The organism is Clostridium sp. N3C (assembly GCF_900095445.1).
Classification (GTDB): Bacteria; Bacillota; Clostridia; order Clostridiales; family Clostridiaceae; genus Clostridium_AU.
The window spans coordinates 1-19909 of the sequence record NZ_FMJL01000011.1; the positions used below are offsets into that span (position 1 = coordinate 1).

Here is a 19909-nt window from a genome sequence, read left to right on the forward strand (position 1 = left end):
TAGAGCAAAAAAACACCCATCATTAGGATGGGTGTTGTATCTTAATTATTCACCTAAAAATTTAGCCAAATCAGCCTTTGCATCTCCACTAATCAATTGTAAGTTGAAAGTATCTTGAAGCACCTTTAATACTCCTGGGCTTATGAATTTTGGTGCGCTTGGTCCTATATGAATGTTTGTAACTCCAAGACTTAACAATCCAAGAAGAATTGCAACAGCCTTCTGCTCAAACCAAGATAATACTATGCTTAATGGTAATTCATTTACTGAACATTGGAAAGCTTCTGCCAAGGCTAGTGCTATCTTAACGGCAGAACCAGAGTTATTACACTGTCCAAGATCAATATATCTTGGAATATCAGTTCCTGGCACTGTTCCATAATCTACATCGTTGAATCTGAACTTACCACAGGAAGTTGTTAAGAGTACACAGTCCATTGGTAAACTTGTAGCTAGTTCTCTGTAGTAATCTCTTCCCTTAGTTGGCGCATCACAACCAGCGATAACGAAAAATCTCTTAATCTTACCTTCTTTAACTGCTTCTATAATTTCAGGAGCAATATTTAAAACTGTGCTATGATGGTACCCTGTTACTACTGTCTTATCAGATTCAATATTTACAGCCGGTAATTCTAAGGCTCTATTTATTATTGGGGAGAAGTCATTATTTTTAATCTTTGGAACACCTTCAAGTCCAGCAGTTCCATAAGTCCAGAATCTATCTCCATAGTGTCCTGTAGTTATTGGCATTAGGCAGTTAGTTGTTCCTAAAATAGCTCCTGGGAATTCTTCAAAAAGCTTTCTTTGATCATACCACGCCTTACCTACGTTCCCCTTTAAATGAGGGAATTTCTTTAATTCTGGATATCCATGGGCAGGAAGCATTTCAGAATGAGTATATATATTGATGCCCTTGCCTTCAGTCTGCTTTAATAGTTCATAAAGAGCTGATAAGTTATGTCCTGTTACTAATATTGAATGTCCTTCAATCTTGTCTTGAGAAACCCTAACTGGTGTTGGTGTACCAAATCTTGAAGTATGAGCTCCATCAAGAACTTCCATTATTTTAACAGTAGCAGTTCCTACCTTTAAGGCCATATTTATGTTTTCTTCAAGACTGAAGTTTGAATTTGTTAATGTAGTATATAAGGCTTCATGGGTTATAGCATTTACTTCCTCACTATGAAGTCCAAGCTCTCTAGCATGAGTAGCATAAGCTGCTACACCTTTAAGTCCTAATATCATTATATCCTGCAAGCTTGCAATATCAGGATTCTTACCACATACACCAAATTTTGTACATCCACCTGCTGGAGTCTGTTCGCACTGATAGCAAAACATTGGGTTTGCATTATTATTTGTTGTTCCACACATATTTCTATCTCTCCTTATATTGTAATTAATTATTATTTTTAATTGATTATGTTCGTGTTTAATATTGGTCTTTTATCTCTTCTGTTTTAAGGCTTCTGCTCTTAACAGCTTGACCACAGTTCTTATTTTAATTCATAATAGCCATAAATTCTGTGATATATGTTACGGTTTATAAAAAATGTTTTTACTTTTTAAAATAAAAAATGCTAATAGACCTATTTCTTCTTTGATCTATTAGCATTTCTTTATACTTATTAATTTTTCCTACTTAATTTTTAAGTTGTTTTAACCTATTTTTCTTTAGTAAAAATATTCTTTCTCTTATTCATAGGTACATATTGAGCTTTAGCACTTACATTCTTGTAAGCCGGTCTAATAATTTTAGGTTCGCTTACTAATTGCTCAATTCTGTGAGCACACCAACCTGGAATTCTGGCTGCTGCAAAAATTGGAGTGTAAAGCTCTCTTGGAATGTTTAGCATATCATAAACAAAGCCAGAGTAGAAGTCTACATTTGCTGCAATGACACGATTTCGTTGTTCTCGGAAGATATCTATGGATATCTTTTCTATATTTCTATAGAGATTGTATTCCTCTATACGATTTTTTTCTAAAGCAAGTTCCTTTGCTTTTTCTCTAAGCAATTGTGCTCTTGGGTCTGACTTGGTATAAATAGCATGTCCCATTCCGTATATGAGACCACTACCATCGAAGGCCTCTTTTCTTAGTATTTTCTCTAATATGTTCCTTATGTTATTGGTATCTTGCCAATCTTTTAGGTTTGCTTTTATATAATCCATCATTTGCATTACCTTAATGTTGGCTCCACCATGCTTTGGCCCCTTTAAGGAACCTACTGCTGCTGCTATAGCAGAATAAGTATCTGTTCCTGTAGAAGTAACAACATGGGTTGCAAAGGCTGAATTGTTACCTCCACCATGTTCTGCGTGTAGAACCATAGCCAAGTCTAAGAGCTCTGCTTCCTTTGCAGTATATGCATTATCTGGTCGTATCATATATAAAATATTTTCTGCAATACTTAATTCTGGCTGTGGTGCATGAATGTATAAACTATTATAGTCATAGTAATGAGATTTAGCCTGGTATCCATAGGCTAACATACTAGGAACCCTGGCTGTAAGCTCAATACTTTGTCTCAAAACATTTTTTACGCTAGTATCATCTGGATTTTTATCATAGGAATAGGATACTAGAATACTTCTCATTAATTTATTCATAATATCCTTACTTGGAGCCTTTAAAATCATATCCTCAACAAAGCCATAGGGCAATTTTCTCACTTCAGATATTAGTTCTTTAAATTCTTGTAAGTCTTGGCTGCTGGGAAGTACTCCAAACAAAAGTAAGAAGCATACCTCTTCAAAACCAAATCGGTGATCTTTTTGGAAACCATCTACAATTTCCTTTACATCTATCCCCCTATAATAAAGTTTACCATCTACAGGAATCTTCTTCCCATCCTCAACAACATAACCACATACTTCTCCAATCTTAGTTAGCCCTACTAAAACTCCAGTTCCATTGTTATTTCTAAGTCCTCTTTTTACATCATATATATTATAGTATTCCTGTTCTATGAAACTATTTTCCTTTGATAAATTCGCAAGGTTATCTATTTTGTCAAGATAAGTGTTAACATCCAATTCATATCCCCCCAAATTATTTGTCCCCAAAAAAATGTATAATATTATTTTATCACAAAAAATTTACTTATGGAATTAAAAACTTATGCAAAATTGTGTATAATTAATCATCTCTTTCCCATTCATTTTTAAACATTCCATATAAAAACATATGATATCTTGTTCCATCCCTATAAACATACTCTCTATACAATCCTTCTCTTATAAAGCCTACACTTTCATATAGCTTTATAGCTGGCCTGTTATATTCAATTACGTGCAGTTGGACCTTATAAAAATTCATTTCATTAAATGCATAATCTAGTAGAAGATTTAAGGCTTCCTTTCCCAATCCTTTATTCCTAAATTCCTTATCTCCTATACCTATGAATAAAAATGCAGTGGCATTTGTCCAAATAATGTTGTCAAAGCCACATACCCCTATTAACCTATCTCCCTCTGTTAGCCTAATAGCCATAATAAGCCTTTCATTACTGTTATTGTAGTAGTCCTTGGTATCTTCTACCCCTCTTTGGCCCTTTGGGATAGCTGCTTCCACATCATAATATCTCATAAATTCAAGGTCATCAAACCACTGTTCTAGAAGTTTTTCTTCTCCTTCTCTTAAGGCTGTTATTTTAACATTTTTACCTTGAAGTAACTTTCTCATCTTGTTCTCCCTCGACTTTATATATTAATATTAACATTATATTTTTTCTCTAATCTAATAGGATTATAAGACTCCTTTGCTTTTCTCAATCCCTCTACACCTAAGTCCTCCTGTCGGTTAACAGTAGTTACATCGCTAAAATAATTAGTTAAAAACATCTTATTTATGAAGGCATAAACCCCTTTATAATCATTGTTTCCTTTCTCAATATGTATTACTGCCATATCTTCATTTAATTTTTCTCCTAGAGTGAAGGCTACAATTTCATTATTAACCTTTACCGCCATACCTTCAAGATCAAGCTTATGAAAATTTAAAATCATGTCTTCTATAACTTTTAGTTCATATTGCAATTGATAATTAGCATCTTCTTTATTTTCTAGCCACTGTCTTGCAAAGAAGATACATTGCTCTCCTATATTTTCTTCCTTAATATCTTTAATTTCATAATCATAACTTTTAACAAAGCTATTAAAGTGATTCTTCTTACCGTGAAATTTCTTTCCAGAAAGCTCAATAAGTTCTGATGTGCTGTATATATAATCAAAGTTATTAGTATCTTCTTCGTATTCCACTTTATCACCAAATAAGCTTTTTAGCTCCAATAAGAACTCTTCTTCTATGTCTCTAAAAAGAAAAGGCATATTGGTGCTTGCTTTTTTATATTCCATAAGCTCTTGCACAATATCCTTTAACTTTTGCCTTTCCGCCTTTATTGGTGCCATAAAATATTGGCCTTTATTTCTCTCTTCCTTTCTAATTATAAGAGCATCATTAATTACTGCCAAGCTGGTTTTACACATATCTCTCCATAAATATAGCGTAGAAAAAGCATATTCATAGGTTTTAAATGTATATCTTTCAAAAAACTTATTAAAAAGTTCCTTATCCTCCAGCTCTATTGCTTTAAATTCCGTCATTTTTTCCTCCCTAATTACTTGTAGAGTATAATTATTATTTCATAATGTTTTTATTTTACCATATCAATATAGAATATCAAGAGAGGCAAATTATAAAACTATGTTATAAACTTAAAATATTGTAGTTCTTTCCTCTCCCTTTTCTAAGGGGGAACCTCCATTTAATGGCTTCAAACCAGAGTTTAAAAATATAGATCTCACCACAGAATTCAGACCATATTTCCTTCTTATATCATCTATGGTTTTATCTAATCTCTGCTTTTTTTCCATATTACCTTCATCAAAAAATGAAATTTGATCTATGTAAGCTGTAGATAGATGGGATACTGCAATTCCTAATTGCCTTATGGGACTTCCATCCCATATTTCATCAAAAAGAATGCAAGCTTCCTTGTTTATGTGATCTGTGCAATCTGTTTTGTATTTTAGCTTCCTCTGCTTTGCCTTACCCATAAAAAGATTATTTTTATAGTATACATGTACAAGTTGGCAAAGGTTTTTAGAATGTCTCAATCTCATTCCTACTGTTTCCGCTAAGGATAGAATCACCATGTGGGCAGTGTGCCTATCATCTACATCAAAGGGAATGGTAGTAGAATTTCCTATGCTTTTCATTTCTATGGACTTATTATCTATAACAGGAGAAGAATCTATACCATTAGCATAATTCCATATCATTACACCATAGCTTTTAAATTTTCTCTTGAGCATATCTAGATTATAATTAGCCAAATCTCCTATAGTGTATATGTTCATAGCATTAAGTTTTGGGGCTGTTGCTCTTCCTACCATAAAGAGTTCACTTACTGGTAGGGGCCATAGCTTCTCTTTCATTTCTATTGGAAATAGAGTATGTAAACGATCCGGCTTTTCAAGCTCCGATCCCATTTTTGCTAAGAGCTTATTGTTTGATACCCCTATATTCACTGTAAATCCCAGCTCTTTTTTTATCCTTTCCTTTAATTTAAAAGCAGTTTCCACTGGATCCTTATATATATCCATTACTGTTGTCATATCCATAAAACATTCATCTATCGAGTATCTCTCTATCAAAGGACTATATTCCCTTAATATATTTACCATAGCATCGCTACACTGTACATATAAAGCATAATTAGGTGGCACCAAGTAAAGCTGAGGACATTTTTGTTTTGCTGTATATATAGGTTCTCCTGTTTGTATTTTATATTTTTTGGCAGGAGTTGATTTTGCTAGAATTATACCATGACGATTTTCTATATCTCCAGCTACTGCAGAAGGTATTTCCCTTATATCCAAGGAGCTACCATGCTGAATTGCATCTACCGCACTCCAAGATAAGAAGGCAGAATTAACATCCACATGAAATATAATCCTATCATTATAAAAATTCACCATTAACTCCTCCTAGATTTTTACTCTATAAATATGGCTATCTATAGTATATTACTTATATTTTAATTGTATTCGAACGAATGTTCAAGGGTAAAACCTATTTTAAAATTTACTTATAGGGACAAATTACCTCTTGGATATATAAAATAGTTTGCTATAATGAACAAGTGTCTTGGACATCCATTATATAATTTACGATGTGTACAAGCTATAATTTGCCTAATGTCATTCTTTGACAACGGAGGAATTCTATTTTGGGGTGAATCCATAAAGGTAAGGTTCTCTTTCCTGAACCCGTCAACTAACTTCGTCGGCATAAAAAAAAGGTGTAAAATGAAAAAAAGTATAAGTAATATAGTTTCCTTTACCATGAGTTCATTATTTATCCTTTCTTCCACTGTTGCTTTAGGAATGATGGGACATGCTCAAAGAAATGAGAAAAATTCAACAAATTCTACTATTACAGATACATTAACAAAAGAAAACAGTAATACCTTTGCTGCAAAGGATAAAAAAAAGACTTCGGAAGAAAGTACTGAAAGTACTATTAAAGAAGCAGCTGAAACTGATAGGGCTACAGATACAACAAAACAGGCTACTACTTTTTCTAGAGGTGGTATAAATCCTTACTCCTATGTAGAAAATTCTAGTAATGATGAGGAAAGTGAAAAATCATCACCTGAGAAAAATACATATGCTAAGACTAAGCAAGAAATTGAACTTTTAGATTGGTGGGACTCCGCTAGTTCAGTCTTTGCTATAGGGGAAATAGCTACCGTTGAGGATATTTATACCGGTAAAACTTTTAAAGTAAAAAGAACCATGGGCACCAACCATGCAGATACTGAAGCTCTTACTTTAGAGGATACAGAAATCATTAAAAGTATATGGGGTGGTTTTAGTTGGGAAAGAAGGCCAATACATATATACATTAAAGGCAGAGTATTAGCAGCTTCTATGAGTGCTATGCCCCATGCAGGTATTGACTCACAACCAGCTTATGCTTATGTTGAAAATAGGTCTCAAGGATACGGTGCTGGTTCCAACTTGGATGTGGTAAAGAATAACGGTATGGATGGTCACTTTGATATACATTTCCTTAATAGCACTCGTCATATGGATGGAAAACCAGATCCTCAGCATCAAGCTGCTATTAAGGTGGCAGCAGGAAAATAGAAGTCAGATGGCCAGCGGCAACCACCATGGGGCCTGTGGATCTGAGCTGTGTGCTTAGGGCTTTGGCCTCCGGCCTTGCCTCCTTGTTCTTGGCTTATAGCTTGGAACTAATGTTTTCTATTCTTAAGGCTCTTTCAAAGCTGTATCTGAAAATTCTTATAGCAATATCCTTATCAAAGGCTGTCTGAAACTCAATAGCATATTCATAAATTTTATCCTTATCCTTTGCTGTTATGAACATATGCGCTTATAGCATTTTGTAATGAGCTGTAAGCTTATTATTATATGAAAGTCCCATTGGCAAGAGCCGCTAACTCTTTATTCTTTTCCTATACTATAAGACAAAAATAGTGGGTATCAAACTACTTTTCCAATAGTTTGATACCCACTACTTCTATAATAATCCTGATGTTTATCTCTTAAAGATTTTCATATATTTCCAAATTATCCATAGCATCTTGAACTAATTTATCTATATCTAGTACACTTTCAGATTTTCTTATTATATCCAATCTTGGCTTTGTTTTTGGATGTTTTGGTACAAATATAGTACAGCAGTCTTCATAAGGTAGTATTGATGTTTCGTAACTACCAATTTCTCTTGCTATATCCATAATATCTGTTTTGTCCATAGCAATGAGAGGTCTGAATACTGGTCTATCTGCTACGTCAGTGCTAACTACTAATCCTTGCATAGTTTGACTGGCTACCTGACCTATACTTTCACCGGTAGTTACTGAGTCTATATTATACTTTTCTGCCACCTTGCAGGCTAGTCTCATCATAAATCTTCTCATTATTATAGTTAACTCGTTTTCTGGGCATTTATCTATTATAGCCATTTGAATATCGGTAAAGGGTGCTACATAAAGATTAATCTTCCCGGTGTAGCCTTTTAATATTCTTGCTAGGTCCTTTACCTTCTCCTTTGCTCTTTCGCTAGTATAAGGATGGCTGTGGAAGTATATAGCACTTACTTCTACCCCTCTTCTAGCCATCATATAGCCTGCTACTGGAGAATCTATACCACCGGAAAGCATAAGCATAGTACTACCATTGGTGCCGTAAGGTAATCCTCCTACAGCTTTTATTTTCTTGGAATATATATAAGCTTTTTCCCTTACTTCTACATTTATTACCTTTTCAGGATTATGTACATCAACCTTTAAACCTTTTACATTTTTTAAAACTATAGCTCCTATTTGTCGGCCAAGCTCCATGGAGTTTATAGGAAATTTCTTGTTAGCACGGTTGCATACAACCTTAAAAGTAGTTTCTCCAAAGTCCTGGGCTTCCTTAATAGCTTGAGCTCCAATAGCCTCTACAGTAGGTTCTACTTCTGTAACTATACATACTTCAGAAACCCCAAAGACCTTTTTAACCTTTGACATTACATCCTCTAAATCCTCACTGTAGATAAACCATCTACCTTGATCATAGGTGAATTCATATTGGCAACCTTTAAGTACTGCTTCTATATTGCTTCTTAGTTTGTTTTCAAAACTGTTTCTATTTAATCCTTTTAAAAATATTTCTGATGCATATTTTATAAGTAAAAGCTTTCTCATACTACTTTCTCCTTAAAAATTTCAAACTTTTTTCTAGTACTTCCATAGTGTAGTCCACTTCTTCCTTAGTGTTAAACTCACTAAAGCTAAATCTTATAGTTCCCTTTGTCTGTGCAGTGCTCAAGCCTATAGCTTTAAGCACATGGCTATCAGCATTATGATTTGAAGAACAAGCAGAGCCGGTGGATACATATATCCCTTTTTCCTCTAAAAGATGCAAGAGCACCTCACCTCTTACCCCTAGAAAGGATACACTTAAAATATAAGGGCTAAAAAATTCCTCACTAGGACTGTTTATTTTTATATCTTTTAGACTCTTAAGAGATTCTATAAAATATTCTTTTAGCTCTTTTGCCTTTAAGTAATTTTTTTCAATATTAGTATACATGATTTCCGCAGCCTTTGCCATACCTACAATGCCGGGCAAGTTTTCCGTACCGGATCTAAAGTTTCTCTCTTGTCCGCCACCACTTATTAAGGCCTTGGGATAAAAACCTTTTTTTATGTAAGAAAAACCAACTCCCCTAGGACCATGAATTTTATGTCCACTGACAGATAGTAGGTCTATTTGAGCCTTTTTCACATCTATTTTAAGCTTTCCATAACTTTGAACTGCATCAACATGGAACTTGACCCTAGGACTCTTTTCTTTTATTAGGGCCCCTATAGATTCTATATCCTGAATAGTCCCTATTTCATTGTTAACATGCATGATGCTTACCAATCTAGTTTGGTTGCTTATACTATTTTCTAGGTCCTTTAAAGAAATGCGTCCATATTGATCAACCTTTAAGTAGGTAACTTTTGCTCCAACCATTTCTAAATCCTTAAAGGTATTTAGAATGCTTGGATGCTCAATTTCAGTAGTTATTATGTGAGCTCCAGCTGATGTAAATCCCTTTACTAAAAAGTTATTACTTTCACTGCCGCCGGAAGTAAATATTATTTCATCTCTGGTACAGTTAATAGTTTTGGCCGCTACATCCCTAGCTTCATTAAGGGCCTTTTCTGCCTTAAGTCCTAGACCGTGAGCGGAAGAAGGGTTACCAAAATTATTTTTCATTGTTTGGGCCACAAGCTCTACTACCTCATCAAAGGGCTGAGTGGTAGCACCGTTATCAAAATACACCTGCATAAAACCACTTCCTATTATATTATCTAACTTATTATATCAAATAATGCCTTTTCAGCAACAGGGTTTTAAAAAAAGTGTTTATAGATAAAATTTTTATCCATAAACACTTTTTTTATAACAAATCTATATATGAATTTCAACAGGTGTTCATTCTTTCCTGCATAAAATTATTGTTCACCAAATAAAACAGTAGATAGATATCTTTCACCGGTATCTGGTAATAATACTACTATATTCTTACCCTTGTTTTCTTCTCTCTTTGCTAATTCAGTAGCTGCATGTAATGCTGCTCCAGAGGATATACCTACTAGAAGACCTTCAGCTTTTGCCACAGCTCTTGAAGCTTCAAAGGCTTCTTCGTTCTTAACTTTTATTATTTCATCAATCACCTTGGAATTATATATATCTGGTACAAATCCTGCGCCGATTCCTTGTATTTTATGAGGACCTGGTTTTCCTCCAGAAAGTACAGGGGAATCAAAAGGTTCTACCGCTACAATCTTTACATTTGGATTTGCTTCCTTTAACACTTCTCCTACACCAGTAACAGTACCTCCTGTACCTACTCCAGCCACAAAAATATCAATCTTTCCATCAGTATCTCTTAATATTTCCTGAGCAGTTGTCTTTCTGTGGATAGCTGGGTTTGCTGGATTTTCAAATTGTTGAGGAATAAAGGAGTTAGGAATGCTTTCTGCTAATTCCTGAGCCTTCTTTATAGCTCCCACCATACCTTCCGTACCTGGAGTTAAAACTAGTTCCGCTCCTAAAGCCTTTAATAATTTTCTTCTTTCAATACTCATTGTTTCAGGCATTGTTAAAATTAATCTATATCCCTTTGCCGCGGATACAAATGCTAAGCCTATACCGGTATTTCCACTAGTTGGTTCAATTATTACTGAATCTTTCTTTAAAATTCCCTTTTCCTCAGCATCAGTGATCATTGCATAAGCTATTCTATCCTTTACAGAGCTCATGGGATTGAAATATTCTAATTTTGCAATAAGAGTTGCCCCCAAATTATTCTTTTTGCCATATGATTGTAATTCTAGTAATGGTGTATTTCCTATTAAATCAGTAAGGGTTTTTGCTATCTTAGCCATTGTTTGTCCTCCTTAATACTTATAATAAACATTTGATTTATGTAGAATTCCTATTGGATTACTATGTTTTTATACTATTATTATATACTAAAGTGTACAATTTGTCAACAATATCTATATTTTTCTTACATTTATTATATTGATTAATTGTAAAACTTTTTATACATAAAGCTTCATAATAAATATTTATTCAAATTGGTAGTAAAAACAAAAATATATAAAGGTTATGACAAAGAGTTATTCCCCTCTTCCTTTGCCATAACCTTATAAAACAGCTCTATTTACTTTAAACCTACAGCAGCCTTCAACTTTATATATTCTAATACATCTTTTTGATCTTCAATGCTATTCTTTAATGAATTTGATATTGATGAGGAAGGTTTTAATTTTTTATTTTCTATAACATAGCATCCTTGTCCTAATCCTACACATATATATCCATCTTGGAAGTTTTTACTTTTATACTGCTTTAAAAAAAGAAGTACTCTTTTTCCTTTTTCAACAGCGGGGTCTTGAGGTATGTCCATCTGCATAAGCTTTATGCCATCACTATTTACCATGATATCCCCCTTCAATATCTCTACTACATTTATTTGTGAAACTTTATATTTCACACCATCTTCCTTTATTGTTTCTTTTTCTTCACCCACATCCCCAACAATAATTAAAGGCGAATCACTTATTAATTGATCTATATTGTTTACAGTATAAGTTCCCCCTGCAGCAGTGGCCATTTTATTTTTTGACAACTTAATAGAAGTAGTTATTATGACAATAATAAGAGATATCACAGAGAAAATGATGTAATACCTTTTTGTCATATGTATTCCCCCCTGTTTTCAAAAGTATGCTAATATACATATTACTAAACCTTGTTTGCTATATCTAAATATTACCATCAAATAATATATTTTACAATATTTTCCTTCCAATTTTAACTTCCTTTTTTCGCCTTTATTTCTCCTTTTAATATACTTGAGTTGAAATCTTTGTAATTTATTTTTTTATTGACAATTAATTTTTATTAATGTATTATACATATAAAAATGAATAATTTTTCTATCAAGAGTGGTGGAGGGAATGGCCCTATGAAACCCGGCAACCTGTACATCAAGGTGCTAAATCCAACAGCCATAAGCTGAAAGATAGAAGTGAAATATTAACCTCTTCTATCGAAGTAGGTTTTTTATTTTTGCATAAATATTAATAATTTTGGTTAATTTCTCATCCAAATAAATATCTCACTTCATTAATTTATATTTGATAATTTCTTAAAGATAGGGGGGTACATATGCCTATAAAAATCCCAAATGCTTTACCGGCAAGAGAGATATTAAATAATGAAAATATCTTTATTATGGATGAAGACAGAGCCTTTCATCAAGATATAAGACCTTTGCGTATAGCTATATTAAATCTTATGCCTATAAAAGTTACTACGGAGACTCAATTGCTGAGACTTTTAAGTAACAGTCCATTGCAAATAGAAATAACTTTACTTTATCAAGAAACTTATAAATCCAAACATACACCAATGGAGTATCTTACAACCTTTTACAGTACCTTTAGCCAAGTAAAGGATAAAAAATTCGACGGACTTATAATTACTGGAGCCCCAGTTGAACATATGCCCTTTGAAGATGTAGATTATTGGCCAGAATTAACTGAGATTATGGAATGGAGTAAGCACAATGTAACTTCCACCCTTCATATATGTTGGGCTGCCCAAGCTGGCTTGTATTATCATTATGGAATACCCAAGTATCCTTTACCTGAAAAAATGTTTGGTGTATTTCCTCATAAGCTCAACTATAAAAATGAAAAACTTCTAAGAGGCTTTGATGATCTTTTTTATGTACCTCACTCTAGACATTCAGAAGTAAGAAAAGAAGATATAGAAAAGGTACAAGGCTTACGTATATTAACAGAGTCAGAGGAATGTGGTGTACACATTGTTATTACAGAGGATGGAAAGCAAATTTTTGTTATGGGACATTCTGAATATGACGCTTATACATTAAAATACGAATACGATAGAGACTTAGCTAGAGGTTTAAAAATAAAGCCTCCTAAAAATTATTTTCCGGGAGATGATCCTAGCCAAAAGCCAATAGTGCTTTGGAGAGGCCACGGTAATTTACTATTTTCTAACTGGTTAAACTATTATGTTTATCAGGAAACTCCTTATGAACTATAAGAGATCAGTTATCTAAGCGCTGTATACTTTTGGATACAGCGTCTTTTTTAACTTATATAAAGTATCCTTACTAGCCTCTCTGTGCCAGGAAGTTGACTAAAATATACTAATATAGTAGTATTATCTTATATAACGAATTGGAATACTATATATTAATTATTTAATTACAGAAGGTGATTATGATATGAAAATTTCTACAAAAGGACGCTATGGATTAAGAGCTATGGTTGATATAGCCTTAAATTCCAATGGTGATTATATACCACTGAAGCAAATTGCAGAAAGACAAAATATATCAGAAAATTACTTAGAACAAGTCTTCTCTACTCTAAGAAAATCCGACTTAGTAAAAAGTATAAGGGGTTCTCAAGGCGGTTATTGTCTTTCAAGAAGTGCTTCAGCTATAACGGTAGGTGATGTTTTAAGAACCTTAGAAGGGGAGCTTAATATAATCAACGATGATCCGGAAACTTCTACCTTCGAAAAAAGTATTGAGGACTGTATTAGAGTAACGGTCTGGCAAGAAGTAACTAAAGCTATAAATGATGTAGTAGATTCCATAACCTTAGAAGACTTAGTTAATCAATATAAAAAATTAAATTCTGAATATATCTTGGATTACACAATTTAAACCTAAAAGAAAAGCTCTGAGCATTTTATAATCAATGCTCAGAGCTTTTAATTGTTACTTTTTCACTACCATCAGTTTTCATTATTATATAATCATTTTTATCATTTGTATAAAAAATATGGTTATCAAAAATATAAAAGCCTACATCTACCGAACTCACTAAATCATCTGTAATTTTTTCAGATTTATTTGAAGCAGTCTTTGTTCTATATATGTTATAGTCTTCTAAATAATATATCCATCCATCCTTAACAGGCATATCTAAGGATGGAACCTTTTCTAAGACTAGTTTCTTCTTTTTACTGCTAAAGTCATATTGGTAAAGTATTGATCCTTCTGATACAAAATATAAAATATTATTATCTATACATACACTATTTAAATTATCCATTGCATCTTCATATAATACTTCATTTTCTGAACCATCTCTTTTTAACCTAACAATTCTATATTTTGCAATATTACTACATCCTAACCATTCAGAAAAACTTATGCAATAAATATATTTTTCATCAACACTTAATATTCGGTAATATCCAGATGCTATCTTTTTAATATTACCACCATTTAAGTCCATCCTGTATAGAGTAGTACCATCAACTGTAAAAACACTATAATAAATTTCCTTATCTGTTACTGTATTAATAAGTCTGATAGCTCCATTAGTAAATTTATTCTTCACTGGAATGTCCTTCATATCAATCAGCCTAGTAATACTTTTATCATTTATCTCAATTTTATATATATTACCATCATATCCATTGCAATAAATATAATCTCCTATAACACTTAAATTCCTGCAATTAGGCTCATCTACTACCTTTTCAATTCCTCCACCTTGTATTCTTGTCTTATAAATAACTCCATTATTTGAATAGTATATCCAGTCTCCCTGTTGGGTAGCTTTTCCTCCAGATGCATAATTATAAAAACTGTTTCCTATTCTATTTTCCTTCTCCTTGGTAGCTATATAAAACAGCATAAAGGCAAGTATGACTAGTATAAGAAAAGCTAGATACACCTTTATAGACATAACCTCTTTCTTAGTCTTAACAGTTACACTAGATTTTTCTTCTAAATTATCATCCATAATTCTTATTGTTATGTTGTCTGAATCCTCTATTTTTTTACTTTCCTTATTTTCAGTTGCAGTGATAACGTTTCCACAATTGTTGCAAAATTTATCATTTTCACTGATATCAGCGCCGCATTTTTCACAGGTTAACATTTTTTCATCTCCTTCATGTTATTAATTATTCGATAATTATCATGAAATTTCCTTCTTAATCTCTACCTTTGCTACTATTATTTATGAACCTTGTAAATTCCTTCTTTACCTGTACTATTAGTCCTAAATTTGATATCATATATAAGAAAATCAATAAATCCATGAATAATACAAAAGAAATAAAAAGGAAAAGTACAAGAAATAGAGAATAATAAAGATACAAAAGATTCCTACTTTCGTTTCATAGGAGGGTTTTCAACTTGAATATAAAATATATAATGCAGAAAAGCAGGTATAAATTTAGCTATGATGATAAAACTCCATTATATGATGCATCCATTCTACAGTCTTATAAAAAAGAAATCTCTCTTTTGCAAAAGGAATTATACATATATAATATTAGCTTTAAAAACCTTGCAAAATCTAATCCCCGTCCTATTATCAAGGATGAGTTACTTAATATAGCAATAATTTGCACAGAAAATGAGAAGCTTAGCAACTGGATAAAGATACGCCATACCCTTCCTTACAAGGAGCTGTGTGCAATTAGTGGTAAGCCTCAGAAATTCTTTGAGAGATGGTCAGAATATATAATAACTTTATTCATAATATTCAACAATAATTACAGTAACCTATCCTCTTTCCTTAATATCAAGACCATGGATGCCTTCGTTAATGAAAAAAGCGAATCAAAGGAAATTATGAATATAAATAATGGAGAAGATAAACTTATAGGTATAGTTTTGAAAAGCCTTTCAAAATGCTGCTACATTCTTACTTCCACTGGGGACTTTGCTCTGATTTCTGTAGATGATGAATACTCTATAGGAGAGCTTTGCTCAGGGAAAATTAAAAAGCAACGGGATTATTATAATGCTCCTGGAAAACTTTTTATATTTATTACAGTATTAGCTTTATTTTTTGCCATATCTATATACTTCAAGGAAGATCAGATTATAATAATTGATTCTAGTAGTCTTTCTATGAATATTGAAATTAATAAACTGAATAGAGTTATTAAAGTCACTGCAATGAATCAGAGATCAAATACTCTGAAAAAAGAAGCGTCAACCTTTAATAAAAACATAGATTCAGCTTTAGCTTCCATATTGGAGACCGCTGTGAGCAGATCTTATTTAGATAAATCAGAGTCTATTAATATATATATATCTGGTGACCATCACTCTTCTATTAACTTAAGTAAAAGCCAAAAATATATAAAAGATAATGAGCTATCTGTAACAATAAATTACAACGGTAGAACTCTTTCTTCTGAATAAAAAAGATTTTAATAAATAAAAACAGAGAATAAGAAAAAATTCTCTGTTTTTATTTATTAAAGTCCTAAACTGTTGTTAATAGCATTTATGTCAAAACCTTTTATAACTTCATCGCCTATTTTTAATACTGGTACACTCATAAAACCTAAATTTATCAACTCTTTTCGATATTCAGGCTTAGATACATTTCTTTCTTCAAATTCAACATCATTCTGCTTTAAATAATTCTTTACTGCTGTGCAATAAGTACAGGAATTTGATGTATATACTATAACTTTCTCCATATGTTTCCTCCTAAAATTTATTTTGCAAGAAACTATTAATCAAGTATCTTAATACCCTTATACGGTATAATCAATTATAATATTATTTACATCTTATTTCAAGTTTTCCATTAGCAATTAAATTTTTCTTCACATCATATGATGAAAATTGTATAATTTTATGGAATAAGTCAAAAAATTTAGTTATAAAGGGACTGCTCGAGGTGAAAAAATTGAAAAAAGCAAAGGCAATTATTGAACATAAGGAAAAAGGAGAATTTACACGAATAAATAAGTATCTTAGTGAAAGCGGCTTTTGCTCTAGGAGAGAAGGGGATAAGCTTATTGAGCAAGGCAGAGTAACCATTAACGGCGTCAAGGCCCAGCAGGGAGATAAGGTTTCTGCAAAAGATATCGTTAAAGTTGATACCAAGGTAATAACTTTAAAAAATAAATTTATTTACATAGCCTTTAATAAGCCTGTAGGAATCACTTGTACTACTGATCAAAGAGATAAGGATAACATAGTAGATTATATCAATTATCCTGTAAGAATCTTTCCTATAGGTCGCTTGGATAAGGATTCTGAAGGCCTTATTTTTCTTACTAACGATGGAGATATTGTAAACAAAATTCTTCGAGCTGGTAATAATCATGAAAAGGAATATGTAGTTACTGTTGATAAACCTATAACTCCGAATTTTATTAAAGGAATGTCTTCCGGTGTAAGAATTCTTGGAACTATCACCAAGAAATGCACCGTTAAACAAGAAGGTAAAAATGTATTTAGAATAATTTTAACTCAAGGTTTGAACAGGCAAATTAGACGAATGTGCGAAGTCTTTGGTTATAAAGTAGTTAAGCTAAAAAGAGTGAGGATTATGAATGTTAAACTAGGAGATTTACCTGTAGGAAAATGGCGTCATTTAACGATAGATGAGTTGCGTACAATAAATAAGCTTATTTCTACTTCAGTAAAAACCAAAGAAGGATCAGAGCTAGAAGCCAGATAAGCAGCAACTGAGGACATATAGCAGATATCAGGTATCTAAAAACATATATTAGATAAAAGAAAACAGATACTAGATTCATGTTTTTATGAGTCAAGTATCTGTTCTCTTCTTTGTGGAGCTTTTTTCTTATACTATATCTGTTATTTTACAGGAGGGTTCATAGCCTATACTTTCTAAAAGGACGAGGGAACTTCCTTTAAAAGTAAAGCAGCTTAACTTATTTTCATCTTGCATAAGCATTAAGAAAGGTCTCTCATTTTCCGGACACATTAAAATCACTTGCTCTATAGGAACTTTAATTTCTTTATTATCTACTTTCACCGCTGGGGCTAATGGAATTTTTACTGCGTAACCTTTCTCTGGGATCGGATTAAATTTACTATACACTCCATCAATTCCCTGTATATAGTTTTGCACTAACTTTTGAATTTCATAATCGTTAGGCACTATTTTTACTACAGTCTGTTGATTTATATCAAAGACTTCGATATTTTCTAGAGGCTTACCTTCCATTGCTTCTGTTAAAAAACATAATAAGGATAATAATATAGTTATCATTTTCTTTAGCATAGCTTATCACCTCTATCTGCCCGCTAGCGGATGCTATATGTCATTTTTCCCCTATTGAATAGAGGTTAGGAATTGCAATTGTTAGGAGAAGGTGGAAATAATCTAACTTCTTCTGCATTAGTCATATTGCTTTTATACATTTTTTTATAATTATATCTATTAAACAAAAAAGCTACCACGAAAAAAATCAGTAAGACTACCATTAAAAATATAAAGGGTATATTAACAGTTTTCTTTTCCATAACACCAGTCTCCTTTAACAATTAATTAATCCTCCTGATGAAATTATGCACAAGTTGTGTTGATATTATTCAATATCCTGTGGAAAACCTGTTAATTCCATAACATTGCGAAAATTCTTTATAAAACTAATAACTTTTTATTCCTTTTTTAAATTATAATTTTTAAAACTTATTATATTTTAATGAACTAATTCACATTATCCACATTAATCTTGTTAATAAGTTATGTAATATTTGTTTAAATTCACAACTTATTCATTATTTATACATAAATTAGTCATATTTAAAATTAACTTAGTTATTAGCGATCTAACTTTTACCCACATTATTCACAATACTGTTGATAACCTGTGTATAACTTTAATAAATATGAACCATAATAATATAAGGTTCCAATTTCAACTATAAACTTATAAATGCAAAGACCACCGTCATATATAAGTTAAGTTTTCTAATTGGAACCTTAAAAATATACTATTCCATTAATTTACCCTTTACAATTAACCTATGGGTAGCTACTCTTATTGGAGTGCAAGTAACTAATGTTATTATTGGTTCTTCTGTACTCATTAATACCGATGTCTCCTCTGGTTCTACTACAATCTTTTCAAAAACCTCATAGGTATATTGCTTTCCATCTTTTGTTTTAACTTTTATAATATCACCATTTATCAATTCATCCAATCTATTAAAATACTCATTATATGTATAACTCCTGTGACCCGCTACAGCAAAATTTCCGGTAGTACCAGGCATATCTGTATTTTTAAAATGGCCTACAGCGTATTTTATGTCTTGTGAATCTGTCCCCTCTACTACAGGCACCAGTAAATCTATTTTTGGTATTTCAAGCATAGCTATGGCTTTACTATTTGTTGTCAACCTTGAAGGGTTGTCCTTATCTTCAGAAGAGTCTGTAGAATTCTCATTTAATTCTTCCCATTGCTCCATGGCTTTTAGCTCTCTCTCGAAACCTTCTATTAAATCATTTTTAACCTTATTTCCTTGATAATTTATATAAACTCCCCACCCTATTATAGATGCTCCAACTAATATTAATAAAATACCAAATACCTTACTTTTCATTAATTATTCCCCCATAAATTTTACGGTAAATATGTAAATATTACTAATTAATTATATATTATATCATATATAAGGTAAAAATAAGGATATACTTTTAGTATATATTTTTTTAGCCCCCTTAACATTTTCACAAAAGTATGCTAGAATGAAATTAGAGAAGGAATATTCTGAAATTTAAAGGTTTACATTTCGCTTAGTTCCTTACTTTTATTATCAAAGGAGTGACTTTTATGAGTGGTAAAGTTATTTATGTGGACTTTAAGAAGCAGGCAAAAAAATATAGCAGCAAAAAATCAAATCCTGGACTGCTAAAATCCTGTTATTATAGACTTAAGAATTTTTTCACCTTTACCTCCGGCAGTAAGCCCGTTAACGAAGTTTCTCCTTTCAAAGAAATGATGTAAGCTACGATTTTCTCCTATTTCGTAATAATCTA

Annotated in this window: 21 protein-coding genes and 2 riboswitches; of the genes, 6 read left to right on the forward strand and 15 right to left on the reverse strand. The window is 32.2% G+C overall.

Annotated features, from left to right (window positions below; genetic code table 11):
• Window positions 1-45: 45 nt before the first annotated feature.
• The 5 genes from hcp to N3C_RS05065 form a co-directional block, all read right to left on the reverse strand.
• Window positions 46-1341, reverse strand: coding sequence for a hydroxylamine reductase (gene hcp, locus N3C_RS05045; RefSeq protein WP_074365056.1), 1296 nt, complete (start codon window positions 1339-1341; stop codon window positions 46-48).
• Window positions 1342-1664: 323 nt separating this feature from the next.
• The gene (locus tag N3C_RS05050) at window positions 1665-3038 is read right to left on the reverse strand and encodes a citrate/2-methylcitrate synthase (RefSeq protein WP_143312601.1); all 1374 of its coding nucleotides are present in this window, start codon (window positions 3036-3038) and stop codon (window positions 1665-1667) included.
• Between the two features lie 103 nt (window positions 3039-3141).
• Window positions 3142-3687, reverse strand: coding sequence for a GNAT family N-acetyltransferase (locus N3C_RS05055; protein WP_074364976.1), 546 nt, complete (start codon window positions 3685-3687; stop codon window positions 3142-3144).
• 17 nt (window positions 3688-3704) lie between these two features.
• Window positions 3705-4607 carry a DUF2156 domain-containing protein gene (locus N3C_RS05060; protein ID WP_074364977.1) on the reverse strand — a complete coding sequence of 301 codons (903 nt, stop codon included), beginning with the start codon at window positions 4605-4607 and terminating at the stop codon, window positions 3705-3707.
• A 111-nt stretch (window positions 4608-4718) separates the two neighbouring features.
• Entirely contained in the window at window positions 4719-5981 is a 1263-nt protein-coding gene (locus tag N3C_RS05065) for a DNA polymerase Y family protein (RefSeq protein WP_373432796.1), read from the reverse strand.
• A gap of 206 nt (window positions 5982-6187) precedes the next feature.
• Window positions 6188-6312, forward strand: a riboswitch (cyclic di-AMP (ydaO/yuaA leader).
• A 2-nt stretch (window positions 6313-6314) separates the two neighbouring features.
• On the opposite strand from N3C_RS05065, the gene N3C_RS05070 reads away from it, so the two are divergent.
• Window positions 6315-7157, forward strand: coding sequence for a hypothetical protein (locus N3C_RS05070; protein WP_074364979.1), 843 nt, complete (start codon window positions 6315-6317; stop codon window positions 7155-7157).
• Window positions 7158-7251: 94 nt separating this feature from the next.
• Here the strand turns inward: N3C_RS05070 and N3C_RS14980 are convergent, their stop codons facing one another.
• From N3C_RS14980 to N3C_RS05090, 5 genes are all read right to left on the reverse strand, one after another.
• Entirely contained in the window at window positions 7252-7398 is a 147-nt protein-coding gene (locus tag N3C_RS14980) for a hypothetical protein (RefSeq protein ID WP_178377769.1), read from the reverse strand.
• A 178-nt stretch (window positions 7399-7576) separates the two neighbouring features.
• On the reverse strand, window positions 7577-8725 hold the full coding sequence (thiI, locus tag N3C_RS05075) for a tRNA uracil 4-sulfurtransferase ThiI (protein WP_074364980.1): 1149 nt from the start codon (window positions 8723-8725) through the stop codon (window positions 7577-7579).
• A 1-nt stretch (window position 8726) separates the two neighbouring features.
• Complete coding sequence (locus tag N3C_RS05080) at window positions 8727-9860, reverse strand: cysteine desulfurase family protein (RefSeq protein WP_074364981.1); 1134 nt, start codon at window positions 9858-9860, stop codon at window positions 8727-8729.
• Between the two features lie 167 nt (window positions 9861-10027).
• Window positions 10028-10963 carry a cysteine synthase A gene (cysK, locus tag N3C_RS05085; protein ID WP_074364982.1) on the reverse strand — a complete coding sequence of 312 codons (936 nt, stop codon included), beginning with the start codon at window positions 10961-10963 and terminating at the stop codon, window positions 10028-10030.
• Between the two features lie 281 nt (window positions 10964-11244).
• Window positions 11245-11784 (reverse strand): hypothetical protein, encoded by a 540-nt coding sequence (locus N3C_RS05090; RefSeq protein WP_074364983.1) that lies wholly within the window; start codon window positions 11782-11784, stop codon window positions 11245-11247.
• A gap of 235 nt (window positions 11785-12019) precedes the next feature.
• Window positions 12020-12115, forward strand: a riboswitch (SAM riboswitch).
• Between the two features lie 139 nt (window positions 12116-12254).
• Between N3C_RS05090 and metA the strand changes: the two genes are divergently transcribed.
• Entirely contained in the window at window positions 12255-13160 is a 906-nt protein-coding gene (metA, locus tag N3C_RS05095) for a homoserine O-acetyltransferase MetA (RefSeq protein WP_074364984.1), read from the forward strand.
• A gap of 184 nt (window positions 13161-13344) precedes the next feature.
• On the forward strand, window positions 13345-13791 hold the full coding sequence (locus N3C_RS05100) for an RrF2 family transcriptional regulator (RefSeq protein WP_074364985.1): 447 nt from the start codon (window positions 13345-13347) through the stop codon (window positions 13789-13791).
• A gap of 31 nt (window positions 13792-13822) precedes the next feature.
• On the opposite strand, the gene N3C_RS05105 is transcribed toward N3C_RS05100, so the two are convergent.
• Complete coding sequence (locus N3C_RS05105) at window positions 13823-15019, reverse strand: zinc ribbon domain-containing protein (RefSeq protein WP_074364986.1); 1197 nt, start codon at window positions 15017-15019, stop codon at window positions 13823-13825.
• 260 nt (window positions 15020-15279) lie between these two features.
• Between N3C_RS05105 and N3C_RS05110 the strand changes: the two genes are divergently transcribed.
• Window positions 15280-16299 carry an anti-sigma-I factor RsgI family protein gene (locus tag N3C_RS05110; RefSeq protein WP_074364987.1) on the forward strand — a complete coding sequence of 340 codons (1020 nt, stop codon included), beginning with the start codon at window positions 15280-15282 and terminating at the stop codon, window positions 16297-16299.
• A 56-nt stretch (window positions 16300-16355) separates the two neighbouring features.
• Here the strand turns inward: N3C_RS05110 and N3C_RS05115 are convergent, their stop codons facing one another.
• Entirely contained in the window at window positions 16356-16583 is a 228-nt protein-coding gene (locus N3C_RS05115; protein WP_074364988.1) for a glutaredoxin family protein, read from the reverse strand.
• Between the two features lie 185 nt (window positions 16584-16768).
• Between N3C_RS05115 and rluF the strand changes: the two genes are divergently transcribed.
• Entirely contained in the window at window positions 16769-17575 is an 807-nt protein-coding gene (gene rluF, locus N3C_RS05120; protein WP_373432797.1) for a 23S rRNA pseudouridine(2604) synthase RluF, read from the forward strand.
• A 126-nt stretch (window positions 17576-17701) separates the two neighbouring features.
• Here the strand turns inward: rluF and N3C_RS05125 are convergent, their stop codons facing one another.
• The 3 genes from N3C_RS05125 to N3C_RS05135 form a co-directional block, all read right to left on the reverse strand.
• The gene (locus tag N3C_RS05125) at window positions 17702-18145 is read right to left on the reverse strand and encodes a hypothetical protein (protein WP_074364989.1); all 444 of its coding nucleotides are present in this window, start codon (window positions 18143-18145) and stop codon (window positions 17702-17704) included.
• 65 nt (window positions 18146-18210) lie between these two features.
• Complete coding sequence (locus N3C_RS05130) at window positions 18211-18408, reverse strand: hypothetical protein (protein WP_074364990.1); 198 nt, start codon at window positions 18406-18408, stop codon at window positions 18211-18213.
• Window positions 18409-18861: 453 nt separating this feature from the next.
• Window positions 18862-19473 (reverse strand): class D sortase, encoded by a 612-nt coding sequence (locus N3C_RS05135; protein ID WP_074364991.1) that lies wholly within the window; start codon window positions 19471-19473, stop codon window positions 18862-18864.
• A 230-nt stretch (window positions 19474-19703) separates the two neighbouring features.
• Between N3C_RS05135 and N3C_RS14985 the strand changes: the two genes are divergently transcribed.
• A complete protein-coding gene (locus N3C_RS14985) occupies window positions 19704-19877 on the forward strand; it encodes a hypothetical protein (protein ID WP_178377770.1) in 174 nt (57 codons plus the stop codon).
• The last annotated feature ends 32 nt before the right edge of the window (window positions 19878-19909 follow it).